General features: G+C 43.8%; 15 protein-coding genes. 4 read left to right on the forward strand and 11 right to left on the reverse strand.

What is annotated here, in order from left to right:
• Positions 1-70 precede the first annotated feature (70 nt).
• Positions 71-730: a pentapeptide repeat-containing protein gene (locus tag QVC79_RS17190; protein WP_270594838.1), complete on the reverse strand. Its 660-nt coding sequence runs from the start codon at positions 728-730 to the stop codon at positions 71-73.
• A gap of 126 nt (positions 731-856) precedes the next feature.
• Here QVC79_RS17190 and QVC79_RS17195 point away from each other — a divergent pair, with 126 nt between their 5' ends.
• The 3 genes from QVC79_RS17195 to QVC79_RS17205 all read left to right on the forward strand — a co-directional run bounded on the left by QVC79_RS17195 (position 857) and on the right by QVC79_RS17205 (position 5,131).
• The gene (locus tag QVC79_RS17195; RefSeq protein WP_270594839.1) at positions 857-2,503 is read left to right on the forward strand and encodes an AMP-binding protein; all 1,647 of its coding nucleotides are present in this window, start codon (positions 857-859) and stop codon (positions 2,501-2,503) included.
• Positions 2,504-2,633: 130 nt separating this feature from the next.
• Positions 2,634-3,215, forward strand: a complete 582-nt coding sequence (locus tag QVC79_RS17200; RefSeq protein WP_124316125.1) for a DUF4251 domain-containing protein — start codon at positions 2,634-2,636, stop codon at positions 3,213-3,215.
• 266 nt (positions 3,216-3,481) lie between these two features.
• A complete protein-coding gene (locus QVC79_RS17205) occupies positions 3,482-5,131 on the forward strand; it encodes an AMP-binding protein (protein ID WP_270595138.1) in 1,650 nt (549 codons plus the stop codon).
• 72 nt (positions 5,132-5,203) lie between these two features.
• Here the strand turns inward: QVC79_RS17205 and QVC79_RS17210 are convergent, their stop codons facing one another.
• The 8 genes from QVC79_RS17210 to QVC79_RS17245 form a co-directional block, all read right to left on the reverse strand.
• On the reverse strand, positions 5,204-6,343 hold the full coding sequence (locus QVC79_RS17210) for a metallophosphoesterase (RefSeq protein ID WP_270594842.1): 1,140 nt from the start codon (positions 6,341-6,343) through the stop codon (positions 5,204-5,206).
• A 91-nt stretch (positions 6,344-6,434) separates the two neighbouring features.
• Positions 6,435-7,808, reverse strand: coding sequence for a DUF4302 domain-containing protein (locus QVC79_RS17215; protein ID WP_151412206.1), 1,374 nt, complete (start codon positions 7,806-7,808; stop codon positions 6,435-6,437).
• 5 nt (positions 7,809-7,813) lie between these two features.
• Positions 7,814-8,668 carry a zinc-binding metallopeptidase gene (locus tag QVC79_RS17220; protein ID WP_124316253.1) on the reverse strand — a complete coding sequence of 285 codons (855 nt, stop codon included), beginning with the start codon at positions 8,666-8,668 and terminating at the stop codon, positions 7,814-7,816.
• A 24-nt stretch (positions 8,669-8,692) separates the two neighbouring features.
• Positions 8,693-10,234 (reverse strand): RagB/SusD family nutrient uptake outer membrane protein, encoded by a 1,542-nt coding sequence (locus QVC79_RS17225; RefSeq protein ID WP_270594844.1) that lies wholly within the window; start codon positions 10,232-10,234, stop codon positions 8,693-8,695.
• 34 nt (positions 10,235-10,268) lie between these two features.
• Complete coding sequence (locus QVC79_RS17230; RefSeq protein ID WP_270594846.1) at positions 10,269-13,877, reverse strand: SusC/RagA family TonB-linked outer membrane protein; 3,609 nt, start codon at positions 13,875-13,877, stop codon at positions 10,269-10,271.
• A 143-nt stretch (positions 13,878-14,020) separates the two neighbouring features.
• Positions 14,021-15,208 (reverse strand): FecR family protein, encoded by a 1,188-nt coding sequence (locus QVC79_RS17235; protein WP_270594847.1) that lies wholly within the window; start codon positions 15,206-15,208, stop codon positions 14,021-14,023.
• 102 nt (positions 15,209-15,310) lie between these two features.
• The gene (locus tag QVC79_RS17240; RefSeq protein WP_270594848.1) at positions 15,311-15,874 is read right to left on the reverse strand and encodes an RNA polymerase sigma factor; all 564 of its coding nucleotides are present in this window, start codon (positions 15,872-15,874) and stop codon (positions 15,311-15,313) included.
• A gap of 244 nt (positions 15,875-16,118) precedes the next feature.
• Positions 16,119-17,048: a calcium/sodium antiporter gene (locus QVC79_RS17245; RefSeq protein ID WP_270594849.1), complete on the reverse strand. Its 930-nt coding sequence runs from the start codon at positions 17,046-17,048 to the stop codon at positions 16,119-16,121.
• Between the two features lie 142 nt (positions 17,049-17,190).
• Between QVC79_RS17245 and QVC79_RS17250 the strand changes: the two genes are divergently transcribed.
• Entirely contained in the window at positions 17,191-18,453 is a 1,263-nt protein-coding gene (locus tag QVC79_RS17250; RefSeq protein ID WP_087422482.1) for an Nramp family divalent metal transporter, read from the forward strand.
• Positions 18,454-18,635: 182 nt separating this feature from the next.
• Here the strand turns inward: QVC79_RS17250 and QVC79_RS17255 are convergent, their stop codons facing one another.
• Positions 18,636-19,766 carry a TlpA disulfide reductase family protein gene (locus QVC79_RS17255; RefSeq protein WP_270594850.1) on the reverse strand — a complete coding sequence of 377 codons (1,131 nt, stop codon included), beginning with the start codon at positions 19,764-19,766 and terminating at the stop codon, positions 18,636-18,638.
• Between the two features lie 150 nt (positions 19,767-19,916).
• Positions 19,917-21,488, reverse strand: coding sequence for a PKD-like family lipoprotein (locus QVC79_RS17260; protein WP_270594851.1), 1,572 nt, complete (start codon positions 21,486-21,488; stop codon positions 19,917-19,919).
• Between the last annotated feature and the right edge of the window lie 33 nt (positions 21,489-21,521).

Genomic DNA, 21,521 nt, shown 5'->3' on the forward strand with positions numbered 1-21,521 from the left:
TACGATGCCGCAGGACGAAAGTTTCAACCTCCCGTCACATTTAACAACCCTTGTACTTTGCTGACATCACTTACACATCCTTGACAACCAGTCCTAAATAGCGGGTTAAATCCAACGCCTGCACGGGTGACACGATCACGCCACGTAAATCCCCCACACCCAGCCGCAAGCCTTCCAACCGTGAGGATGTTAAGTCCATCCCCTTCAATGAAGTACGAGAAAACTCAGCCTCCACGAGGCTACACGTGTCGAACGCCACCACCTCCAACCGGCAACTCTCCAAGGCACTTCCCTGCATATCACCGTGGGCGAAAAGTACTTGTTTCAAACGCCCCATCGAGAGATTCATGTAACGGGCGTTACAATGCCGGAACAACACGTTATTCAACACACCGTCCGATAGGTTCGTCCCCATCAACTTGCACGAACGGAATTCCACCCGGAACAACACGCTCCCCGACAAGTCCACGTTCGACAGGTCACAATTCTCGAACAACACGTCCGTGAGCCGGGACTCCCGGAAACGGCAACCGGGAAACGAGACATGATCAAACACGCAGGACGACACGTTCACCTCCGACAAATCTACCCCGTCAACCACCTCCCGACTGAACGAGCGACGATCCACCTCGTCATCGTCCACCAACAACTCGCTGAACAACTCGTTCCCCGTCTCTACCCCCTGCAACACGGGTGGAACCACCTTTACCTCGTTATTATTTCTTTTCACGTGACCTGATTTTTTCTTGTTTCACGCGAATATACACAAACCTCTCCCCGGATAAAAATAAACCCGCGAGAAAAACATTTCAAGTTAATTTTCAGTATAAGAAGAGAATATTAATTATATAACATCATGGAAACGAGTTTCTTGAAACTTATAGAATACAGCATAAAAGAACACTGGCACCTTCCCTCCCTGACGGACTACGAGGGTGCGGAACATAACTATAAAGACGTGGCACGGTGGATTGAAAAATTACATATCCTTTTCGAGGAAGGCGGTATCCGACCGGGAGATAAAGTGGCGCTATGCAGCCGCAACACGTCCAACTGGGGAATAGCTTTTCTCGCCACGCTCACTTACGGGGCGGTGGCCGTTCCCATCCTTAACGAGTTTAAACCCGACACGATTCACCACATTATCAACCACTCCGGGGCCCGGCTCCTGTTCGTGGGAAAATCCGTGTGGGATAACATAGACCACGAGAGTATGCCTGCGCTGGACGGGATCATCGCCATGGCTGATTATTCCGTGATCTCCTCCCGCAACCCGGTTCTCTCGGAAACCACAACCCGGCTGGAGACCTTGTTTTCCACCCAGCACCCCGGGGAACTGCGAATCGAGGATATACACTACCGCACGGAGGAACCGGAAGAACTGGCCATGATCAACTACACATCCGGCACCACCAGCTCGCCCAAAGGCGTGATGCTCCCTTACCGCAGTATGTGGTCCAACCTCCGCTACGCCCTTGACCAGATGGGTTACACGCCGGGCGAAAAACTTGTATCCATCCTTACCATGGCCCACATGTACGGGCTGGCCTTCGAGTTCATTTACCCCTTCGCCAGCGGAATACATATCTATTTCCTACAAAAAATGCCCTCGCCCAAGATACTGGGGGAAGTCTTTGCCGACATCCGCCCGCACCTGATCGTCGCCGTGCCTTTAATTATCGAGAAGATCATCAAAAGTCGAGTACTCCCGCAACTGGAAAAGTTTCATATCAAGCTGATGCTAAAAATGCCCATCATCGGGGGAAAAATCCGCCACAAGATCAAGCGGCAGATTCTTGATGCTTTCGGGGGACGATTCAAGCTACTCGCAGTCGGGGGAGCCCCCCTCAATAAAGAAGTCGAGGCATTCCTCCATTCCGTGAAATTCCCCTACACCGTGGGCTACGGCATGACCGAGTGTGGGCCTGCCATCGCTTTCGACCACTGGCAGACGTTCCGTCCCACCTCCTGCGGGAGAGCCGTGGACCGCATGGAAATCCGCATCGACTCGCCCGATCCGTTCAAACAAGTTGGAGAAATTCTCACCAAAGGCATGAATGTCATGGACGGGTACTACAACAACCCGAAAGCATCCAATACCGTGCTTTCCCCCGACGGATGGCTCCACACGGGGGATCTCGGCGTGCTGGATCCGGACGGGTATCTCTACATCAAAGGTCGTAGCAAAAGTCTCATTCTCGGCCCCAGCGGGCAGAACATTTACCCCGAAGAGATCGAAGACCTACTCAACGCCCAACCTTATATCGCGGAATCGCTAGTGATTGAACGGGAAGGTAAACTCGTGGCCCTTGTCTATCCGGATGCCGAGGCCATGAAACAAAACAAAATATCCCGCGAGGCACTTCTCAAAATCATTCACGAGACCCGCAAACAGATCAACCAGCAGATCCCGGCATACAGCCAGATTGCCCGGATAGAGATTCACGACGAGGAATTCGAGAAGACCCCAAAACGAAGTATAAAGCGGTTCTTGTACCAGTAGTGAGGGAGTAAATTTGCAAATATCCCTTATTTTTACTATATTGTGAATCCATTCAGCGAATTATGGCTCGTGGTACATGATTTGCTATATATTAAAATGACATTTATATTCACGAAAAAACAACAAGAACATGAAAACACTGAAAACAATCATTCCAATAGGAATACTCCTTTTTACCTGCCTCTTCGCGATGGGTGAAAAGAAACAGAAAAGCGACACCGCGGGTATCGCCAAGATCGAACAACTCATGAAAAGCCGTGAATTCTACATCGAGGTAGATCAAGCCTTCCCGACAGGTAACAGCAGCATCACCATCGACTCCAAATACGGGCAGAAACGCATTGGTGGCGAAGGCTACGTTTCGCTGGCTACCAACGAGGGACAACTCTTTATCCTCGACACCATAGCCACGGGACGCCTGCCATTCTTCGGACGGGCCTACTCCACGGAATACGGACAAGGCGGCGGGATTGAGTTCGAGAAAGCAAAGATTGAAAACGAATCATTCAAGGTGATTAACAAACGCAAAAAACATTACATCGAATACAAATTCAACGTGAGAAATCGCAACGATGTCTTTAACTTCTACGTGGAAGTTTACGGTAACGGGAAATGCAGCGTCAACGTGACCAGCAACAACCGGGCAAGTATCTCATACGGTGGTGATCTTACTCCAATTCCGGATGATAAAAGAAAAGCTCTGGGGATATAAATAAGTTTATAAAATCGAACCTTTGCTTCTGAAAGGGGCTGTCCAAAAAGTCATTTTTAAATAACTACCCCCACTAACTCCCCCTTACACAGGGGGAGAAACCGCTTGGTAATCAGCTCTCCCCTTGTGTAAGGGGGAGTTGGAGGGGGTAGCTTGTAGATATTGAATAAGACTTTGGGAACAGCCCCCTTACTACTTTTTCCCCTTCCCTCGAAATCTCGAAAAATATTCGTAACTTTGACACTTGTTTGACAGTATACTTACAGATGGAAGAAAGTTTTATATATTATATAGAGAGTAGTATCAAAGAAAACTGGGATCGTCCGGCACTGACCGACTATCACGGAATAAATTGTAACTACAAGGACGTGGCCCGGAAAATAGAAAAATTACATATTCTTTTCGAACACGCGGGCATTAAAAAAGGAGATAAAATCGCATTATGCGGGAGAAATTCCACAAATTGGGGAATTGCATTCCTCGCCACACTAACCTACGGGGCTGTCGTAGTCCCCATCCTAAACGAATTTAAACCGGATAACATACACAATATCGTGAATCATTCCGAGGCTCGCCTACTTTTCGTGGGTAGCGTCGTGTGGGAAGGATTGAACGAGGCCTCGATGGAAGCACTGGAAGGTATTCTAAGCTTGGAAGATAATTCAATACTCGTGTCGCGTAGCCAAGCATTATCACACGCACGGGAGCGACTGAACGAACTGTTCGGGAAGAAATACCCCGACCGTTTCCGCCCGGAAGACGTGAACTACACGTATGACAAACCGGAAGAACTCGCCATTATTAACTACACGTCGGGAACCACCAGTTTCTCGAAAGGGGTTATGCTCCCCTATCGCAGCCTCTGGTCGAACCTCACGTTCGCCTTCGGGGTATTTGGGAAATTACCCGGAGAACAGGTTATATCCATGCTCCCCATGGCACACATGTACGGGTTGGCTTTCGAGTTCATCTACGAGTTTGCCAGCGGGGCTCATGTATTTTTCCTGACGAGAACCCCGTCCCCGAAGATCATCGCGGACGCATTCTCCACGGTAAGACCCAACTTGATTATTTCCGTACCCTTGATTATCGAAAAGATTATCCGGAAAAAAGTATTCCCGGCACTGGAAAAACCATTGATTAAACTCATGCTTAACCTGCCGTTACTCGACAAGAAAGTGAAGAACTCCATCCGTCAGAAAGTCATTGATGCCTTCGGCGGGAATTTCAAAGAACTCATCGTCGGTGGGGCCGCACTGAATAAAGAGGTAGAAGAATTTTTACACTCGATAAACTTTCCCTATACCGTGGGTTACGGTATGACGGAATGCGGACCGATCCTCTCATATGCCGGATGGGAAACTTTCAAAAAAGGCTCCTGCGGAAGAGCTGCACCCCGAATGCAACTGAAAATAGACTCGCCCGATCCGGCACATATCGTCGGGGAGATCCTAGCCAAAGGAGATAATCTCATGATCGGGTACTACAAGAACGAGGCGGCCACACATGCCGCATTCACACCCGACGGTTGGCTCCGCACGGGAGACCTTGGACTGATTGACGAAGAAGGCAACCTTTTCATCAAGGGGCGTAGTAAAAACATGATTCTCGGCCCCAGTGGTCAAAACATCTATCCAGAAGAAATTGAAGATCATCTGAATAACCTTCCTTACGTGAGCGAATCTATCGTGGTCGAGAAAGAAGGCAAACTCACTGCCCTCATCTATCCTGACTTCGAGACTATCAATGCCGACAACAAGAACTCAGATGAGGCCATCACTGCCATCATGGAGGAAAACCGGAAACAAATTAACGAAACTCTCCCGGCATACAGCCAGATTGCGAAGGTTACGATATACAATGAAGAGTTTGAAAAAACACCCAAAAAGAGTATTAAGCGCTTTTTGTATCAATAGTTTCGCCGGAGGCGAAATAACAAGTTACAGGTTGTTATTAACCTGTAACTTATTATTATTGAAATAAAACAGCTAGAATTTACGAGGCTTACCCTTATCGTATATAACATACAGGGTATTTCCCTGCATCAAGATTCCCCGGCCTTTACCTGCCTCTCGGTTCTTTTGATTATTCACGTTCACGGCCACAACTTTCCCGTCAAAGAAGGGAGTCACGTCATCAAATATCGTGTGTCCCACGAATATACGGTCTACACCGTATTGTTCCAAAATACGCTCCACATCCTCCGGCGTGGAAGGACTATATTTCTCCTCATCTTTCACCATTCCTCGGAACCAAAAAGGTCCCCGATTACAATAGATGGAATCAGACAAGGCAGACAACTCCTGCCGTTCTTTTTTCGGCAAGAAAATAGATCTCGCCATCTCTTCGTTTACTTCTGTCACGGCATTTCCCATTCCGGTAAACTCCTTGCTCAGTCCGGCATGGACGAACAAATTCTTTCCCACGACCTGAATCAGATTACGAGAACGCAACCAACGCCCCAACTCGCTCTTCTCATGCCACAAGTCGGCATATTCTATCCCAAGTGATGTTGCTAAATCCTTATACTTGCTCCGGGTATATTTCAAGTTACCCCGCAACACCATTTCCTCGTGATTCCCTAACATAAAAGTCATCACCCCTCCCGCATCCTTCGCCTCCTGTTCCAACTTGTACATCAACCAGAAAATGGGCAACACGTCCTTTCCCCGGTCAAAGACATCACCGATGACAATCACCTGATTCTTACCGAACTTCCATTTATAATTCTTTCCGATCACACCATTGTTGCACAACACGGAAACGAAACTCTCCAAGTCTCCATGAGGATCAGAAATAATCAATGTTTTCTCCCGCTGTCCGGACTTCCAAAGTGGACGCTCCACGGGATGTAGTTTCACCTGAAAACGATGGCCGCCTTTCTGCGAAACCACGTCTAGTTTAAAACCTTCCGGTAGTTTCCCGTAAACACTATCCCGCACAACACCCCGTTCATCCACACGGATCACCCGTGCATTTCCGACCTCATCATATAACACGTACGGCCCGTCCACGGGAGCTTGCTTTGCCTGTTCTTCTTTCTTTTGCTTTAACGGGGTATCACCGTAACCAACACACCAAACAAAACTGAAAAACAACAAACAAGCGACTATTTTTAATACATTCATTTTATTTTAATTTTCAACTTTTATTTTCTAGTTTTCCAACTCCCCCTTCCTCAGAGGGAATTGGTGGGTGTAATCTACAATAAACAGGAACCTAGTCTTCCTCCAGTTTCATCCAGATATTCGGATCTTTCAAACTCCTGATCCAATACACCGTGTCCGAATCCCGGATAACCACAAACCCGTCTCCCGAGAAGAAGGCGTCGTAAACTGCTTTTGTATTCTTATTCTTTTTGATAGAATACAAATCCTTATCTGTAAAACCTGATGTTGATGAAGATGCCGCCTGATTATCAAAGATAACCTTATTCACACTATTATCCAACAACTCGAAGGTTTTGAAATCATAATTGTAATACTTCACGGAAGTACCTTGGTAAGCTCCTATCCGGAAGGAACCCTCATAGCCATCTTTCCGGTTCAATTCTAAATAGAAATCAATGAAATTCGGCAGACTATTCCGAATAATATCCCGTTGAGCCTCCAATTCCGCACTCATCTCGGTAATCACGTAACGTGCATCATCCCCATTCGTTGTTCTTAACAGATCGACAGATGCAATATTCTTATTGGGAACATACGTCGGAATCTGGTCTCTCGTCAAATTTAACGGGGCAAAATTCTGGATAAAGAACCGAATACTCCCGCCTTCATCGTTAGAAACAAATTCCCGGTTATTGAAACCCTCGCTTAAATCAACATTCAAACCGGAAAACTTAATTCCTGCCACTTCAATTTCCTGCATGAACTGGCACCCTTTATCCGTCATAACGTAGGGACTCTCAACCGACACGGCATCTCCTTCCTCATCTTTATAAGATATTTCACAGATATGATATATATCATCTAACTCTACCAGACCCGATGCCATTAACACGCCATGAACCGACATACCCAATCTTTCGTTCTCACTCAAAGCAAAACAGGAAGACATTTCGGCCATCATGCTAACTAGCTGCCAATCTTCCCCGGTCGCTTTCGTCAACTGGACTTCTACCCGATTCTTTTTCCCCACCAGATATAATGTATCGGCAGTTACTTTTTTCACCACGAACTCGAAATCCCCCTCTACCCCGTAACCTTTTTTATTCGAGTAATCAGGAGCCGGGTACTGCGGGTCGGCCAAACGATGTAAAGGACTATAAGAATCAAACGTCAGAACAACACTTTCCGATGTATTAAAATTATAAGAATAATCCGTATCTTCACTCGTGTCAAAATCACTGATCATCTGTACCCGATTCTTCGCCCCGAACTTGAAAAGAAAAGTATAGCCTCCATAACTTTCGACTTTCGGGTAATACACCATTTTCCAACCATTCTCGGCTCCCCTTAACGTCGTGTTACACTCGTCAATCACCGCCTGCAAACGTACCCCCGATTCTTCCGAGAACACATCATCGTCATCCGTACAAGCTGCCGGCAACAACACACTCGCCAACAACCATAAATATATTAACTTCTTCATAGGTATCAAGGATTAACATTATTAACAACCTCGTAAATAGCTTTCTCGCATTCTTCTTGTAAAGCATACAAGTCAACATTCCACACATCCCGGTAATAATTCAACACCATTTCCAATTTCTGTTGCAATTTGTCTTTTCCATCCTGCGTGGCAGGTTTATCCAACAAGACTTCCCACTCGGCACGACTATTGGAAAGCATAATTCCCACCATCTCGGCAAAATCTTCTGAAGGCTCGCTCATCGCGTAAGGAGAAATAAACCCGGCATCGTAGGCTTCTTGATCCTTCATGTTCTTCCACTGTTCCACGTAACCGGGGCTGATCAATTCATATTCCTTCGGGAATTCGATCGTCTGATTAGCAATATGCGTGAACTCGTGGTGGATCGTCTTCATATAACGTTTCAAACGGGTTGCATTAGTACGGTCAAACTGGTTCACTTCGTAAATAATAATCTTCCGTCCTCCTTCAGCCGACCCTTTCGTGACAGTTCCATCCGAATTGTAACGGGAAGAACCGATAAACATCAACTGCTTGGGGGCCAATTTGCAGAAAAAATCATTGCCGGCAATATTCACGTAAGGGAGGCACCAGATTTTTTTCAGTACATCGGCCAACCCCGCCGCATTATCCTCGGTCGGGGGTACGAGTGTCGCCGCCATATCCGACTCGATATCCAACCATTTATAAAGGACCTCAATGTTATAAGGTTTCGTGAAATTAGCCTGCATCCACAAGTCTAACTCGGTTAACTCCTCCGTTGAAGGATCAAAAATAGACGGTCCCAAATCATCGTCAGAACAAGCCGACACGGAAAAGAGCATAACCAACAAAAACAAATTCAATATATATCTTTTCATAATCTAAAGTATTTACGGTTAATACTAACGGGGATTAGGTTCTACACCAAATCCTTGCGCTTCCGTCGGGATCTGAATTGCCCGGCGTAAATCATCCCCCGTAAGAGTTATCGCCGGATCTCCCGTGAACTTGAATTCGTGCACCACCGGTAAATGGAAACGCTTAATGTCGAACCAACGCAATCCTTCTTGCATAAACTCCCGCCGTCTCCAATCCACGACGCATTTCAACAACGCCATCTGATCCTCATCAATTTCCGACGCGTAAAAAGGAGCCAAATCCGGATATTTCTCGCTATCATCATAAAAAGCTTTAATCTTTGCCAAATTCACCCGATAAGCCGTAAAGTCTGCATCCACATCATTCTTATCCACCCATATTCTTTCACTAAGTAACAAATTAATATCTTCCAAGGCCAAATCGAACTCATGTTTCATGATATAGGCCTCAGCCCGATTCAACAAAGCCTCCTCCGTACTCAATAAACATCCCACCGCATAGCCTTTACCGGTTGTCGATCCCACGGAATTATATTTAAACAACTCCTTGAACTTACGCATCTGTGCCGCATCGGAAGGAGTATAAGTAGAAGTAATATAGAAAGTTGCCGAACTTCCCGATGTTCCACAAATGTTCTTGTTGTAATACAAATCCGTGTAAATATCACGCGTCATTCCGAAACGCAAGCTGGTAGAATAATTATCACGAGCCCACCAACTTATAGCCGATACCATCAATAAAGTAGAAGCATGTTCCCCGTAGAAATAATCCTGTTGATAAGCATCCTTGTCCGAGCGATTCTTGATATGCCGCAAATCACGTAGTTTTTTCTGTGGATTAGCCCCCAACACGTTAGAAGTATACTCTATCACCTTATCCCAATCCCCCTTGTATTGATAGAAACGAGCTGCAAAAGCAGAGGCTGCCGCTTTTGTAAAATGATACTTCGGGACCTCGTAAGTTTCGTCTTTCAACAAAGGCAACCCTTTTGTCAGATCCTCCTCAATCAATTCGTACACACGCTTCAAGTTATCACGGGTATAGTAAACAATAGCCTGTGTCTCCGGTTTCGTGTTGTACGGAATACCCAGCATATTTTCCGCTTTATTCGGATCATAATGTTCAGCAAACAGATTGACCAGAATAAAATGATTAAAAGCCCTACACACCAACGCCTCTCCCTTGGCAGTAGAATATTCATCCGTGTCCCCGGCCTCTTCTATCGCCTCCAGCGCCATATTGGATGCGGCGATTGCCTCATAATAATTCGTCCACACGTACACGGGATTATCTTGTGATGTTTCCGTTCCGTCATCCCAGTAATACATCTGTTTATTCAATGTCGCACGGCTATGCGTGCTACTCACCTTTCTCTCCTGTGCGTTATCACTCATCACCTCACATATATGGTAATAATGAGCCTGGGGATAAGCCGATACCAGAATTTCTTTCACCGCATCGGGAGAGTCCAACAACGTCCGGTTGTCGGGTACAACGTCCAGAAACGAGTTACACGACGCTGCCAACATCATCATCAGACCGCCTGTTAATATATTTGTCTTCATATATATTCGATTTAATTCATTCATCAAACTTTTGTTAGAACCCTACCCGCAAAGAGAAGGTAATTTGTCTCGGCACTGGCATCGCCACACCGCCGGAACGGAAAAACTCCGGATCCTGACCGTGTAACTTCTTGTCTCTATACAACAAGGCCACGTTGGAAGCAATACATTTCAAAGAGGCAGATCCCAAACCGATCGTCTTCATCCATCGATCCGGAAGTTTGTATGTCAAACTAATGTCTTTCAATCGGATAAACGAACCGTCAGCAATTCGCTCCGTGGAAAAATTATAAGCATTGTAAGCCTCTTTATATTCATTCTTCGGACGTTGCACCTGACGTTGGGAAAGAATAACCGGGATATTCGTTTTCGTCTCATCGCCCGATAACACCCAACGATCATCAAATTCTTTCGGCATCACGGTCATATCAGAATACTCGCTCTTGAAATAATCGTACAACCGCACCTTGTTGCCAAATTGGTAATTGATAAAGAAACTGAACGTCCAGTTCCGGTATTTGAAGGTATTCTCAAAACCTCCGGTAATTTTCGGATCAACCGGTCCTTCATATTTCAAGAATCCCAAGTTAATCGTCTCTTGAAAATCAATATCTCCCGTACAAGGTTGCCCGTCAGCATCCATCAATATTGGCATACCTTCTGCGTTCAATCCTAAAAAAGGAATAGAGAAAATACCTCTCACGGGATACCCCTTCAAAGGGGCTCCTTCTGCCTGCACCAGATCGATCACCCGCGGACGAGATTCCAGTTTCGTGATCTTGTTCTTGTTGAAAGCAAACGTCCAGTTCGTTGTCCAGCTAAAATTGGAATAAACCAGATTTTTCGTGTTTAAAGTAAACTCGACACCATTAGATTTCATATTTGCATAATTGGCCTTCTTCGTCTGTTGCCCTCCAATTCCCGAAGTCCGCACGTTACCAATCAAGTCAAATCCCTTTCTCCAATACACGTCAGCACTCAAGCTTATGCGATTATCAAAAATCCCCAGATCAATACCCACGTTCGTTTCATACTGCTTTTCCCATGTCAGTTCGCTATTCTCTAAAGAACTGATATATATCAAATTCTCCCTGTCACTTTGGTTCGGACGATAAGCCACGTCATTATACAAAACGGCTATCGAATTACTTGAGGGTCCCATACTCGCCGTCAACCCGTAAGTCGCCCGTAAGGTCAAACGGGATATTGTTTCAACTGGCTCCATGAACTTTTCATTCGTTACGTGCCATGCACCACTCACGTTCCACGTCGGTAACCAACGAGCAGACCGGGATTTACCCAATTTGTTAGAACCATCGTAACGCCCCGTCACGTTAAAAATATAAGTACCATTGTAACTGTATCCTACCGTACCGAAGAAAGCGGCAAAGCGATCGTATTCTTCTTCCATCCCGTAATAATCGACACCGTTTTCAATCTGTTGTTTCAACAAATCAGGGTCCAGAAAAGGTACTCCACCACGATCCCATTGGTAACCAAATCCCTTGTTAAAAGCTATCGTCCGGTTCGTATAACGTACTTCCTCTCCCGCCATCACGTTCAAAGTATGAATTCCCTCGTTGAAAGAAGTGTTGTAATTCAATATTCCCCGTTGGTAATAATTCAGCATCGTATTCTCATCCCGGTTATAAAATCCACCCTTCGGCATCACAACCTTAGCCGGATAGCCCGGATTATCCGGATCTTTATACAGGAATTTATTATTATCCCGAATCTGTGCATCCATATCAGCCCGGTAAGCCTCTGCCGCATTCGACTTATCGTTAATTCGATGTTCCCGGGTTGTCTTCACGTAGCGCACCGCACCCAAAGCCTTCACTTCCAATCCCTTCAATGGACGAATTTCCAACTCGGCCTGAAATTTAGCATCCAGCATATCAATATTCAACTTATTCGTGTTCAACTCGTTCAGAATACTAAACGGGGCATAATTCATCGTGTAATACTCGTAATTCCCGTTATCATCATACGGACGTAGAGTACGGCTTGTATTTAAAGCGTAACTGAACGGGTTAATGTCAAAATCACGTTCAAAAGTTCCGTCCACGGCATTCGTCCTGCGACTATTCGTTCCCGGAGCCTTTTGCATACGCAAAGAATTTGTTGTTAACAAATTAACTGAAATCCATGGTTTTATATCGAAAGAGGCGTTCATGTTCGCCGTGTAACGATTCACTTTATCAGCGAGTGTCCAACCGGCATCATTAAAATAACTCAAAGAGGCATAAAAACGAGATCTTTCCGAACTAGAAGACAAACTTAAAGAATGTACCTGTTGCAAAGAATTCCTGAAAAGCACATCAAACCAATCCGTGTTTGCCATCTCGTACTTTTGTAGAAAAGCGGCTTTCGCTTGAGGAGTATTTTCTAACCCGAACTTACCTGTTACCGGGTCGTAGGTAGAAATCAGATCAGCCATTTTTTTGTACACGCCACCATTTTTATCCCGAGAAATGTCCGCGTAATTCAACCAGCCTTTCTCCTCCATCTCTTCGTAAACCATCATCTGCTCTTGAGAGTTCATCAAATTAAACTGGGAATAACTGGGTTTCATCCGAATCGTGAATTCACCGCTATAATTCACGGTCATCGTGCCTTTTTTACCTTTTTTTGTCGTGATCACCACCACACCATTCATTGCCCTCGCCCCGTACAATGCGGTCGCCGAGGCATCCTTCAATATCTGAAAGCTTTCAATATCATCCGCATTCAACCCGGCAATAGCCGAACTGATCAAAGTCTCCGAATTCCCGGATGACAAATCATCTGCAGAAATCTCAACGATATCTTCCAACACCAATCCATCCACCACCCACAACGGTTTCTGGTTTCCATAAATAGAAGAGGCGCCCCGGACCCGCATCTTCGGGGATGCCCCGAACGTACCCGACACGTTTTGAATCTGTACCCCGGCAGCTTTACCCTGTAACATCCGGCTCACGTCAATGGAACCCTCGACCATAGCGTCCTCGGCCTTGATAACTGCCGCAGCACCCGTAAACAATTTACGGTCTATTCTCTGGTAACCGGTAACAATCACCTCGTCGATATTCTCTACCACCTCTTTCAACACGATCTTTTTCAACGCCTCGGCATTAGCCACCGGAATTGTCTGGGAAACATATCCCACGAAAGAGATTTCCAGAACGGCTTTATTGTTCGGCACTTTCAACGAGAAATTCCCGTCCGGCCCTGTAACGGTTCCCCGCAACACCCCTTTCTCTCCCGGTTCGTCCTTTACCTTCACCGTCGCGCCCGGTAAAGGCTCTCCCTTTTCGTCAACAACTCGCCCTTTCACCTCGATCTCTTTCTTCGTGTTATCATCCGTCCCGTAAAGAATAATCGTACGATCCTTAATACGGTAAGTGATCCCCGAATCCTTCAGACACTTGGTAAGAATCGCATCGATGTCCTCTTGTTTCACGTGCAAAGTAATGTTTGTCAATTTCATGACCATAGCATCGTGAAAAAAGAAAGTAAAATCAGATTGATTTTTTACCTGCTCCATGAACTGTCCGAAAGTCGCATTCTCCAAATCTATGTCTAACCTCACCTCCTGTGAATAGACCATTCCAAATGAATGACAAACTGTCAGCATAAGGAAAAGCAATGTAGCTTTCATAATCCTGCATGTTTTTTTCAATGACCCGTACTTTGGAGGGTCATATTCTCCATTTTTTTTCATACATTTGTGTCGTTTAAGTTATTATTGCTGATTAACTTACTCTTGAAACAACCTCGTGTTCCAGCACCGGTTGTTTCTTTTTAATATACTATTATTGTTCTATCTTCTATCCTAAAATGGACTACTTGCGTCGATTCGATCACGTCCAACACCTCCGTGAAATCATCATACTTTTTCACCTCTCCCGTAAACGAAACTTCTTTCAATCGCTCTTCCGTAAACACAATATCGACATCATACCAACGGGCTAAATGTTTCAACATATCGCCTAGACGAATACTTTTAAACACCATACGCCCCGTGATCCAAGCGGTGTACATATCCACATCAACTTCTCGCTTTGCAAGCTTACCCCCAACAAGACAACCCTGTTCTCCCGGTTCCAGCCGAATTCGATTGCCAGCCCCACGCTCTTTCAAATCAATAGCTCCCCGCACCAAAGTGGCCGCCACTTCATCCTCATTGGGATAAGCGTAAACATTAAATGCCGTTCCATACACCCGCACCTTCGCTTTTTCCGTCTCGACAACAAATTGTTTTTGTTTATCACGCGTAACGTCAAAAAACGCTTCTCCCTCCAAATACACTTTCCGTTCATTCCCTACGAACTCCACCGGATAACGCAAACTCGTTTCCGCATTCAACCAAACCTGCGTTCCATCACTCAAAATCAAGGTAAACTCCCCACCTCTCGGAACCATGATCATATTATATTGTTCCTCTTTCCCTCCTTGAACCTCAGCAACCTGATACTTTATCACCCCGGAGTCCTGCCGGATTTCCACGCCATATTCCGGTTCGATGCTCCGAGAAGAATCAGACGTTAGGAATACCGTCTTTCCAGAAGCTAGTTGCAACGTTGCCCGCGGCTTTCCTGCCAATAATTTCGGAATCTCCTTGTGTTCCTGTCCTTCCCCGACCGGGGCATTTCCCGTCTGAATATAATAAAACCAAATGCCCATACAGGCAAATAACAACACGGCCGCACAACTTCCCAAACGGATAATTCGCCTTTTACGTCCGGCCAACCTCAATTTCTTTTTCTGTTCCAACAATTCTTTCAATGCATCCTCCCATTCCACACGCCCGTAAGCCAGAATCTTTCCAGAAGCGACTTCCTGACAAACCAACTCTTCGAACAACAATTTGTTACGAGGAGATTTATCCAGCCAACCATTCAGTTCTTCTTTTTCCGATTCAGTCATACTCCCCAACACATACCGGGAAATCATTTCTGACACCTGAAAAGTTTCATCCGCTCTATTCATAATTCATTCTATTTATGCCTTTATAAATAAAACAGGAATGGAAAGAAAACGGGGGGATCAAAATGAAGAAAAAAATAAACTATTTTTACAAAAAAGAAGAATTTAAAAGAAAATAGGAATAAACAACTCCAATCCTAAAGATCGTAACCGGACACTCAACCGTTTCTTTCCCTCTTTCTTATACTCCTTGGCAGTCTCTAAAGAAATACCCATTTTTTCCGCAACTTCAGAAATCTTGTACCCATCCAACGAAAGCATCATCACGTTGCGGTATTGTCGAGGCAATTCCTGCACGACTTCCAAAACCCGCGCATAAACATCTTCCTCCAAAACCCGATCCCAGAAAAGATCGACATCATCAAATTCCCGCAATACAAATGCCTCGTAACGCCCCTTGACCTGTTCATGCTGGATATAATTCATGCATCTATTTTTTACCGAATGATAAAGATAAACTTTTAACGCCGTGACATTCTCGAAATTCTTTTTCTGCCCCAACATGGAAATGAAAAACTCCTGCACCACGTCCTTTGAGGCCTCTTCATTGTTGATATATTGACTGGCAAAGAGTACCATCGGCACGTAAAACTGCTTATACAAAAGAGTATAAGCCATATCATCATCCTTGGCCAGATGTTCTAAAAGTATCTCTTGCTCGCTCTGCATTAATCCTCGTAATCACATGATTAAAAAAACAAATAACAATCAACAATCCTTCGTTTATTGATTGTTATAAAACGAGAAGAAAATCAATAGAAATGATTTGTTACATTTTGCGTTAACAAAATCACTATCAATGATAAAAAAAGAATATTTGTTTTTAGGAAAAACAGGTTATTTCCTTTAATTTTGGTTGCAATAAACGAACGTTTTATTATATTATCACACCAATCCCACCCACCAATTTTTATCAAACAATCAGATACAATGTATAAGCAATATAAATAACTAACAGCACAACACCTTCCCCCCGCCCGATCTTGAATCCCGTTCGCATGAAAGGCAACAGAAGTAAAGAAGTTCCGAGCATCACCAGCATATCCGTCCAGTTAATCTGGTTGGTCTCCACGGGCGCAATCGTCGCTGTTAATCCTAAAACAGCCAAAAGATTGAATATATTCGAACCGATCACGTTACCGATGGCAATATCCGTACGTTTTTTCAAGGCAGCCACCACGGAAGTTGCCAGTTCCGGCATACTTGTCCCTGCTGCCACGATCGTCAAACCGATCACCGCCTCGCTCCATCCCAAGGCTTTTGCGATAATCACGGCATTATCGACGAGCAAGCCCGATCCCCATACCAACAAAGCAAGTCCCGCGATCACCAACACGACATCCAGCATCCAGCTCTTCGTGGGTTTGATTTCCTCGTCCCCTTCAACCACCTCTCCCCGCTTGGCCTTGTACACGCAGTAAATCATATAGGCACATATCCCGGCAAAAAACAATATCCCGGCCCATCTTCCGAAACTCCCGTTATGAAATATCCCCACGAACAATAACGTGGCCGCCAGCATCACGGGTGCATCCAGCCGAATCAACCGGGGATTCACCCTCAACGGGTAAATCATCGCTGAAATTCCAAGGATAGCACAAACATTAAATATATTAGATCCCATCACGTTTCCCACGGCAATTCCCGGATTACCTTCCAATGCCGACTGCACGCTAACCAGTAACTCCGGCGCACTCGTCCCGAATGCCACCACGGTCAAACCGACTACTAAAGGAGATATTCCAAAACGCACGGCCAGCGATGAACTACCTTTCACCAGAAAATCTGCCCCGAAATAAAGTACCACCAAAGAGGCCACGACAAGAAGTACAGGAATCAACATGAAAATCAAAAGTTAAAAGTTAATACTAAAAGTTCACGATCACGAGAACAAATATTCATCGTTATTCGTACTTTTGAAGTTCCAAAAATAATAATAAAATTACACGATCGGCTTTTAACCCTTAGCTTTTAACTCGAACAACATGTTAAAACAATTCAAAGAACTACTGAACACGGCAAAACATAACCCGAAACTCGGAGGACTGGAAATATTTAAATATATAGGTCCCGGCCTACTTGTCACCGTGGGCTTTATCGATCCGGGAAACTGGGCCTCCAACCTAGCTGCCGGAGCCGAATTCGGTTATTCCCTATTATGGATGGTCACCCTGTCCACGATCATGCTAATCGTGTTGCAACACAACGTGGCCCACTTGGGGATTGCCTCCGGCTTGTGCCTTTCGGAAGCCGCCAGTGAATACTTGAAACCCCGTTATGCCAAAGGTATTCTTTATTCGGCCATGCTCGCCTCCATCTCCACATCTTTGGCCGAAATACTAGGTGGAGCCATTGCCCTGCAAATGTTATTCAACATCCCGATCCGGGCAGGATCAATACTCGTATTGATTTTCGTGGTTATCATGTTGTTCACGAATACCTACCGGGTGATCGAGAAATGGATCATTGCTTTTGTTTCCATCATCGGCTTATCGTTCATCTACGAACTCTCCCTCGTGGAGATCGACTGGAACACAGCCTTGCCCGCATGGGTTACCCCCGCTTTTCCCGAAGGTTCCATGGTCGTTATCATGAGCGTACTCGGGGCCGTGGTCATGCCCCACAATCTATTCCTTCACTCGGAAGTGATCCAAAGCCGTCAATGGAATATACAGGATGATAAAATCATCAAAAAACAATTACGCTACGAATATGCCGACACGATCCTCTCCATGGTGATCGGTTGGGCCATCAACAGCGCCATGATCCTACTGGCCGCTGCCGCATTTTTCGGAACCGGAACTCCCGTCACGGAACTGGAACAAGCCAATTCCCTGCTGGCACCATTGCTTGGGAATAATGCCTCCGTGATCTTTGCCGTGGCTCTCCTGTTTGCCGGAATTTCCTCTACTATTACCTCAGGAATGGCTGCCGGCTCCATTTTCGCCGGAATATACAAGGAGCCTTACGACATCAAGGACAGTCATTCCCGCATCGGTGTGCTAACTTCTCTCATCCTCGCTTTTGCCCTGATCATGGTAGTATCGAATCCTTTCCAAGGGTTGATTTACTCGCAGATGGCTCTAAGCGTGCAGTTACCGATCACCATTTTCACGCAAGTTTACCTCACTTCCTCGTCCAAGGTCATGGGGAAATACAAAAACTCTACTTACACGAAATGGCTCCTGTACGTGATCGGGGGAATTGTCACCCTACTGAACGTCATGCTACTTATCAGTTTTTTATAACCCAAATAAAGTAGAAATAAAACCCAGTTAAAGACTTATCCGACACGTACAAGTGTTAAAAAAAAGAGATAAAGACGACTCCACTCGGCTTTAAGTCGTCTTTATCTCGGCTATATCTCGTCTGTATCGTCCTTTCACGGGACTTTCACGAGATATTCACGATTGAATTCGGGTTAATTCGTTTACTTCACAAATTGATCCGGCACGTCTATCAAATCCTGCCCCCTCAACTCCTTGGCCAGAATCTTCCCGTCCGGCCCGACCAAAATAATATATGGAACACCTCTAACACAATACAAACGTGAAGCCGGATTACCCCGTTCTAAAATCATGTGATCCCAAAAACTCACGTCTTCCCGAATAATTTTTTTCCATCTCTCCTCTTGAAAATCAGAAGAAACACCTAATATTTTAAAATCTTTTCCTTCAAAATGTTTCAACGCTTTCTTTAATGCCGGAACTTCTTTCCGACACCAATAACAATATGAATGCCAAAAGTCTATCAACACATAATTACCCCGGAAATCACTCAAACGAATTGTATTACCTAAAGTATCTTTCCCTACAATTTCGGGAGCCTCATGGCCAATCGAGCAATTCTCGTAGATCGTTAACTGTTCTTCCATCCTAGTCATATAACGAGTTTTTTTTGCTTCTACGCCAAAAGTCTTAATATAGGCTCTCTCTTTATCAACATCCTTTAAGGTTGGAAAATTCTTAAACAGAAATATTTTAGAATAATAGAGATACATCCCAAAAGCATTATTTCTGTTTTTCTCCAAATATTGATTTACCAAGGCCTGTTCGATCTCTTTTTCTCTTGTATAATAAGGATTTGACTCTTTCTTAATTCTTGCCATTTCTGCCTCATCCCCCATATCACGAGCCTTGTAAAAACAACGATCTAAAGAATCTCGAATACGTTTGTTTGTAGCAACATACAACTCACTAGCAAATTCACGATACAATTTATCCAACGGAGCCCCCTTTACCCTCCACGTTATCCCTTCTTCCGTTACTTGTTCTATCGTCAATTTTACATTTTTTCTATCTAGAAAAAAATAGCCACCATGTTTAAGATTATCTCCCACAAAGTAAAGCCCTGGAGTCATTTCATTCAAAACAAATACAAAATTTCTTTTATGAACCTCAGCGGAATCAATCACCCGATATATTTCTCGTAACTCATTTACAACTTCAAACAAATAAATTTTATCGATTTGCAAATCACCAATATTACCCTCTATTTTCTGTTGACAATAACCGTTAAAAAACACAACATAGAAAATAAAGAAAAGAATACCTTTTTCCATAACGAATAAATTAATCCTATTCATCTAATAACATACAACTCTCTCAATAATATTTTAATCCAATTTAAGGTAACTATATATGACAAGACCCAATTTAAACAGGGATAGAGAATGTAAAAAAAGAATTTAACACATTCTCTATCGATCTGATTAATTCAATTTTTCTACAGTATAAAGTACCTCATCACAAAATCCCGTTTTTGCATAAATTTTTTCCGCAGAGAGACCACCAACATTATCCAAACGATAAATGGCAATTCCTCCAGATTTACCAGCCAACCCACGATCTTTTACAGTCACCGTAAGTTGCACATATGTATTTTCTACACCTTGAGGATCTTTGATCTCGGTGCAATCCATCCCTGTTATAGTGTAATTCTCAACATCTCCATCTATTAATACCGCTTCTGAAAGTGTTCCAATATTAAAGGCATATATTTTATTATTGCTCAAGAAGAAGAAAATATTAGGCTGCCCTAAAACATAATTTTTCCAAGGATAAGAATTTGCAAAAAACAACTTTGTTCCAGCAATAAAATTCGTTGCTTCATACAAATGGGGAAATTCACTTTTTGAAAGAACTTTTTTATCTTCAGCAACAAATATCGTTTGCCAAGATGAATTAAAGCCCGTTTTACTTTTAAGCAGTATATATTCTCCCGTTTTCGTATTTTTCATCAATTCCCACATAAAATCCGTACGAGAACTTTGATTTCCCATAATAACCAACTCAATCCCCTCTCCTATGTCGTTCGGATCATAACTGGAAAAATCATAATCTTTACCAGTAATAAAACTAAAATATCCTACCCCTTTTTTATTCACCATAAAACGATTATGTAAATTATCATAAAACATAATCCCCACAGAATTACCGATTGAAGAAGCCGCATAATAATCTTTCGGTTCTGCCAAAAATACAAGTTCTGGATTCCAATCTGCTTTTGCTTTATCTCCATTTACCCTGTTATACACCTTACCATTCGCTACTAGATAATCACCTTCTGCAGTAGCAATATACCCCGTAATAACCAAATCTCCTTTCATTTCATCCCCCAAGATAAATTTCTCTTTCATATAATTTTGTCTCGTAAAAATCACAGGATCAAGGTAAACACCACCGGTTTCATCATCACAAGTGACAATTACAGATTTATGCCCAAGAGGATTAGCCTCATATGAATCAGTTAAAATTATACGTTTAGACTCTTTTCCCAACCGAGTTCCATCGTTCGCATAAGAATATATATTTTCATACAATGTCTTACCATCTTTCTTTAACATGGCCAGATCATTTTCTCCATCCACCCGACACAACATCAATGTACCCCCGGAATACTTACCCACGGTCACAAAAGAAGATTTATGCATAGCAAAAATTCCTGTTTGCAGGTCAATTACCTTAAATACCAAGGTTGTTATAACCCCGGGAAGTACATCACCGATTATAACATCCAAATTCTTTTCGTATGACAATGTATCAGGTACCGCTTGTTCTTTATTATATTTATACCAAACATAAGAAAGCTGAGACTTATCACTAAATTTCGTGATCACCGTAGGCTTTATTTCAAGCTTTGTACCTATTTCTATTTCTTTATACTCCTCGATGCCTTCAATCGTAATCGCATCAATCTCATTTCCTCCAAATTTCGATTTATCATCAATACATGAAAACTGAATAGACAAAAATAGAATAAATATATATTTCAAATTTTTCATAATTATCTCTACATTTTTAAATTACAAATTATA

Origin of the sequence: Butyricimonas sp. (genome assembly GCF_019423355.1) — a bacterium.
In the GTDB taxonomy this organism is placed as follows: Bacteria; Bacteroidota; Bacteroidia; order Bacteroidales; family Marinifilaceae; genus Butyricimonas; species Butyricimonas faecihominis.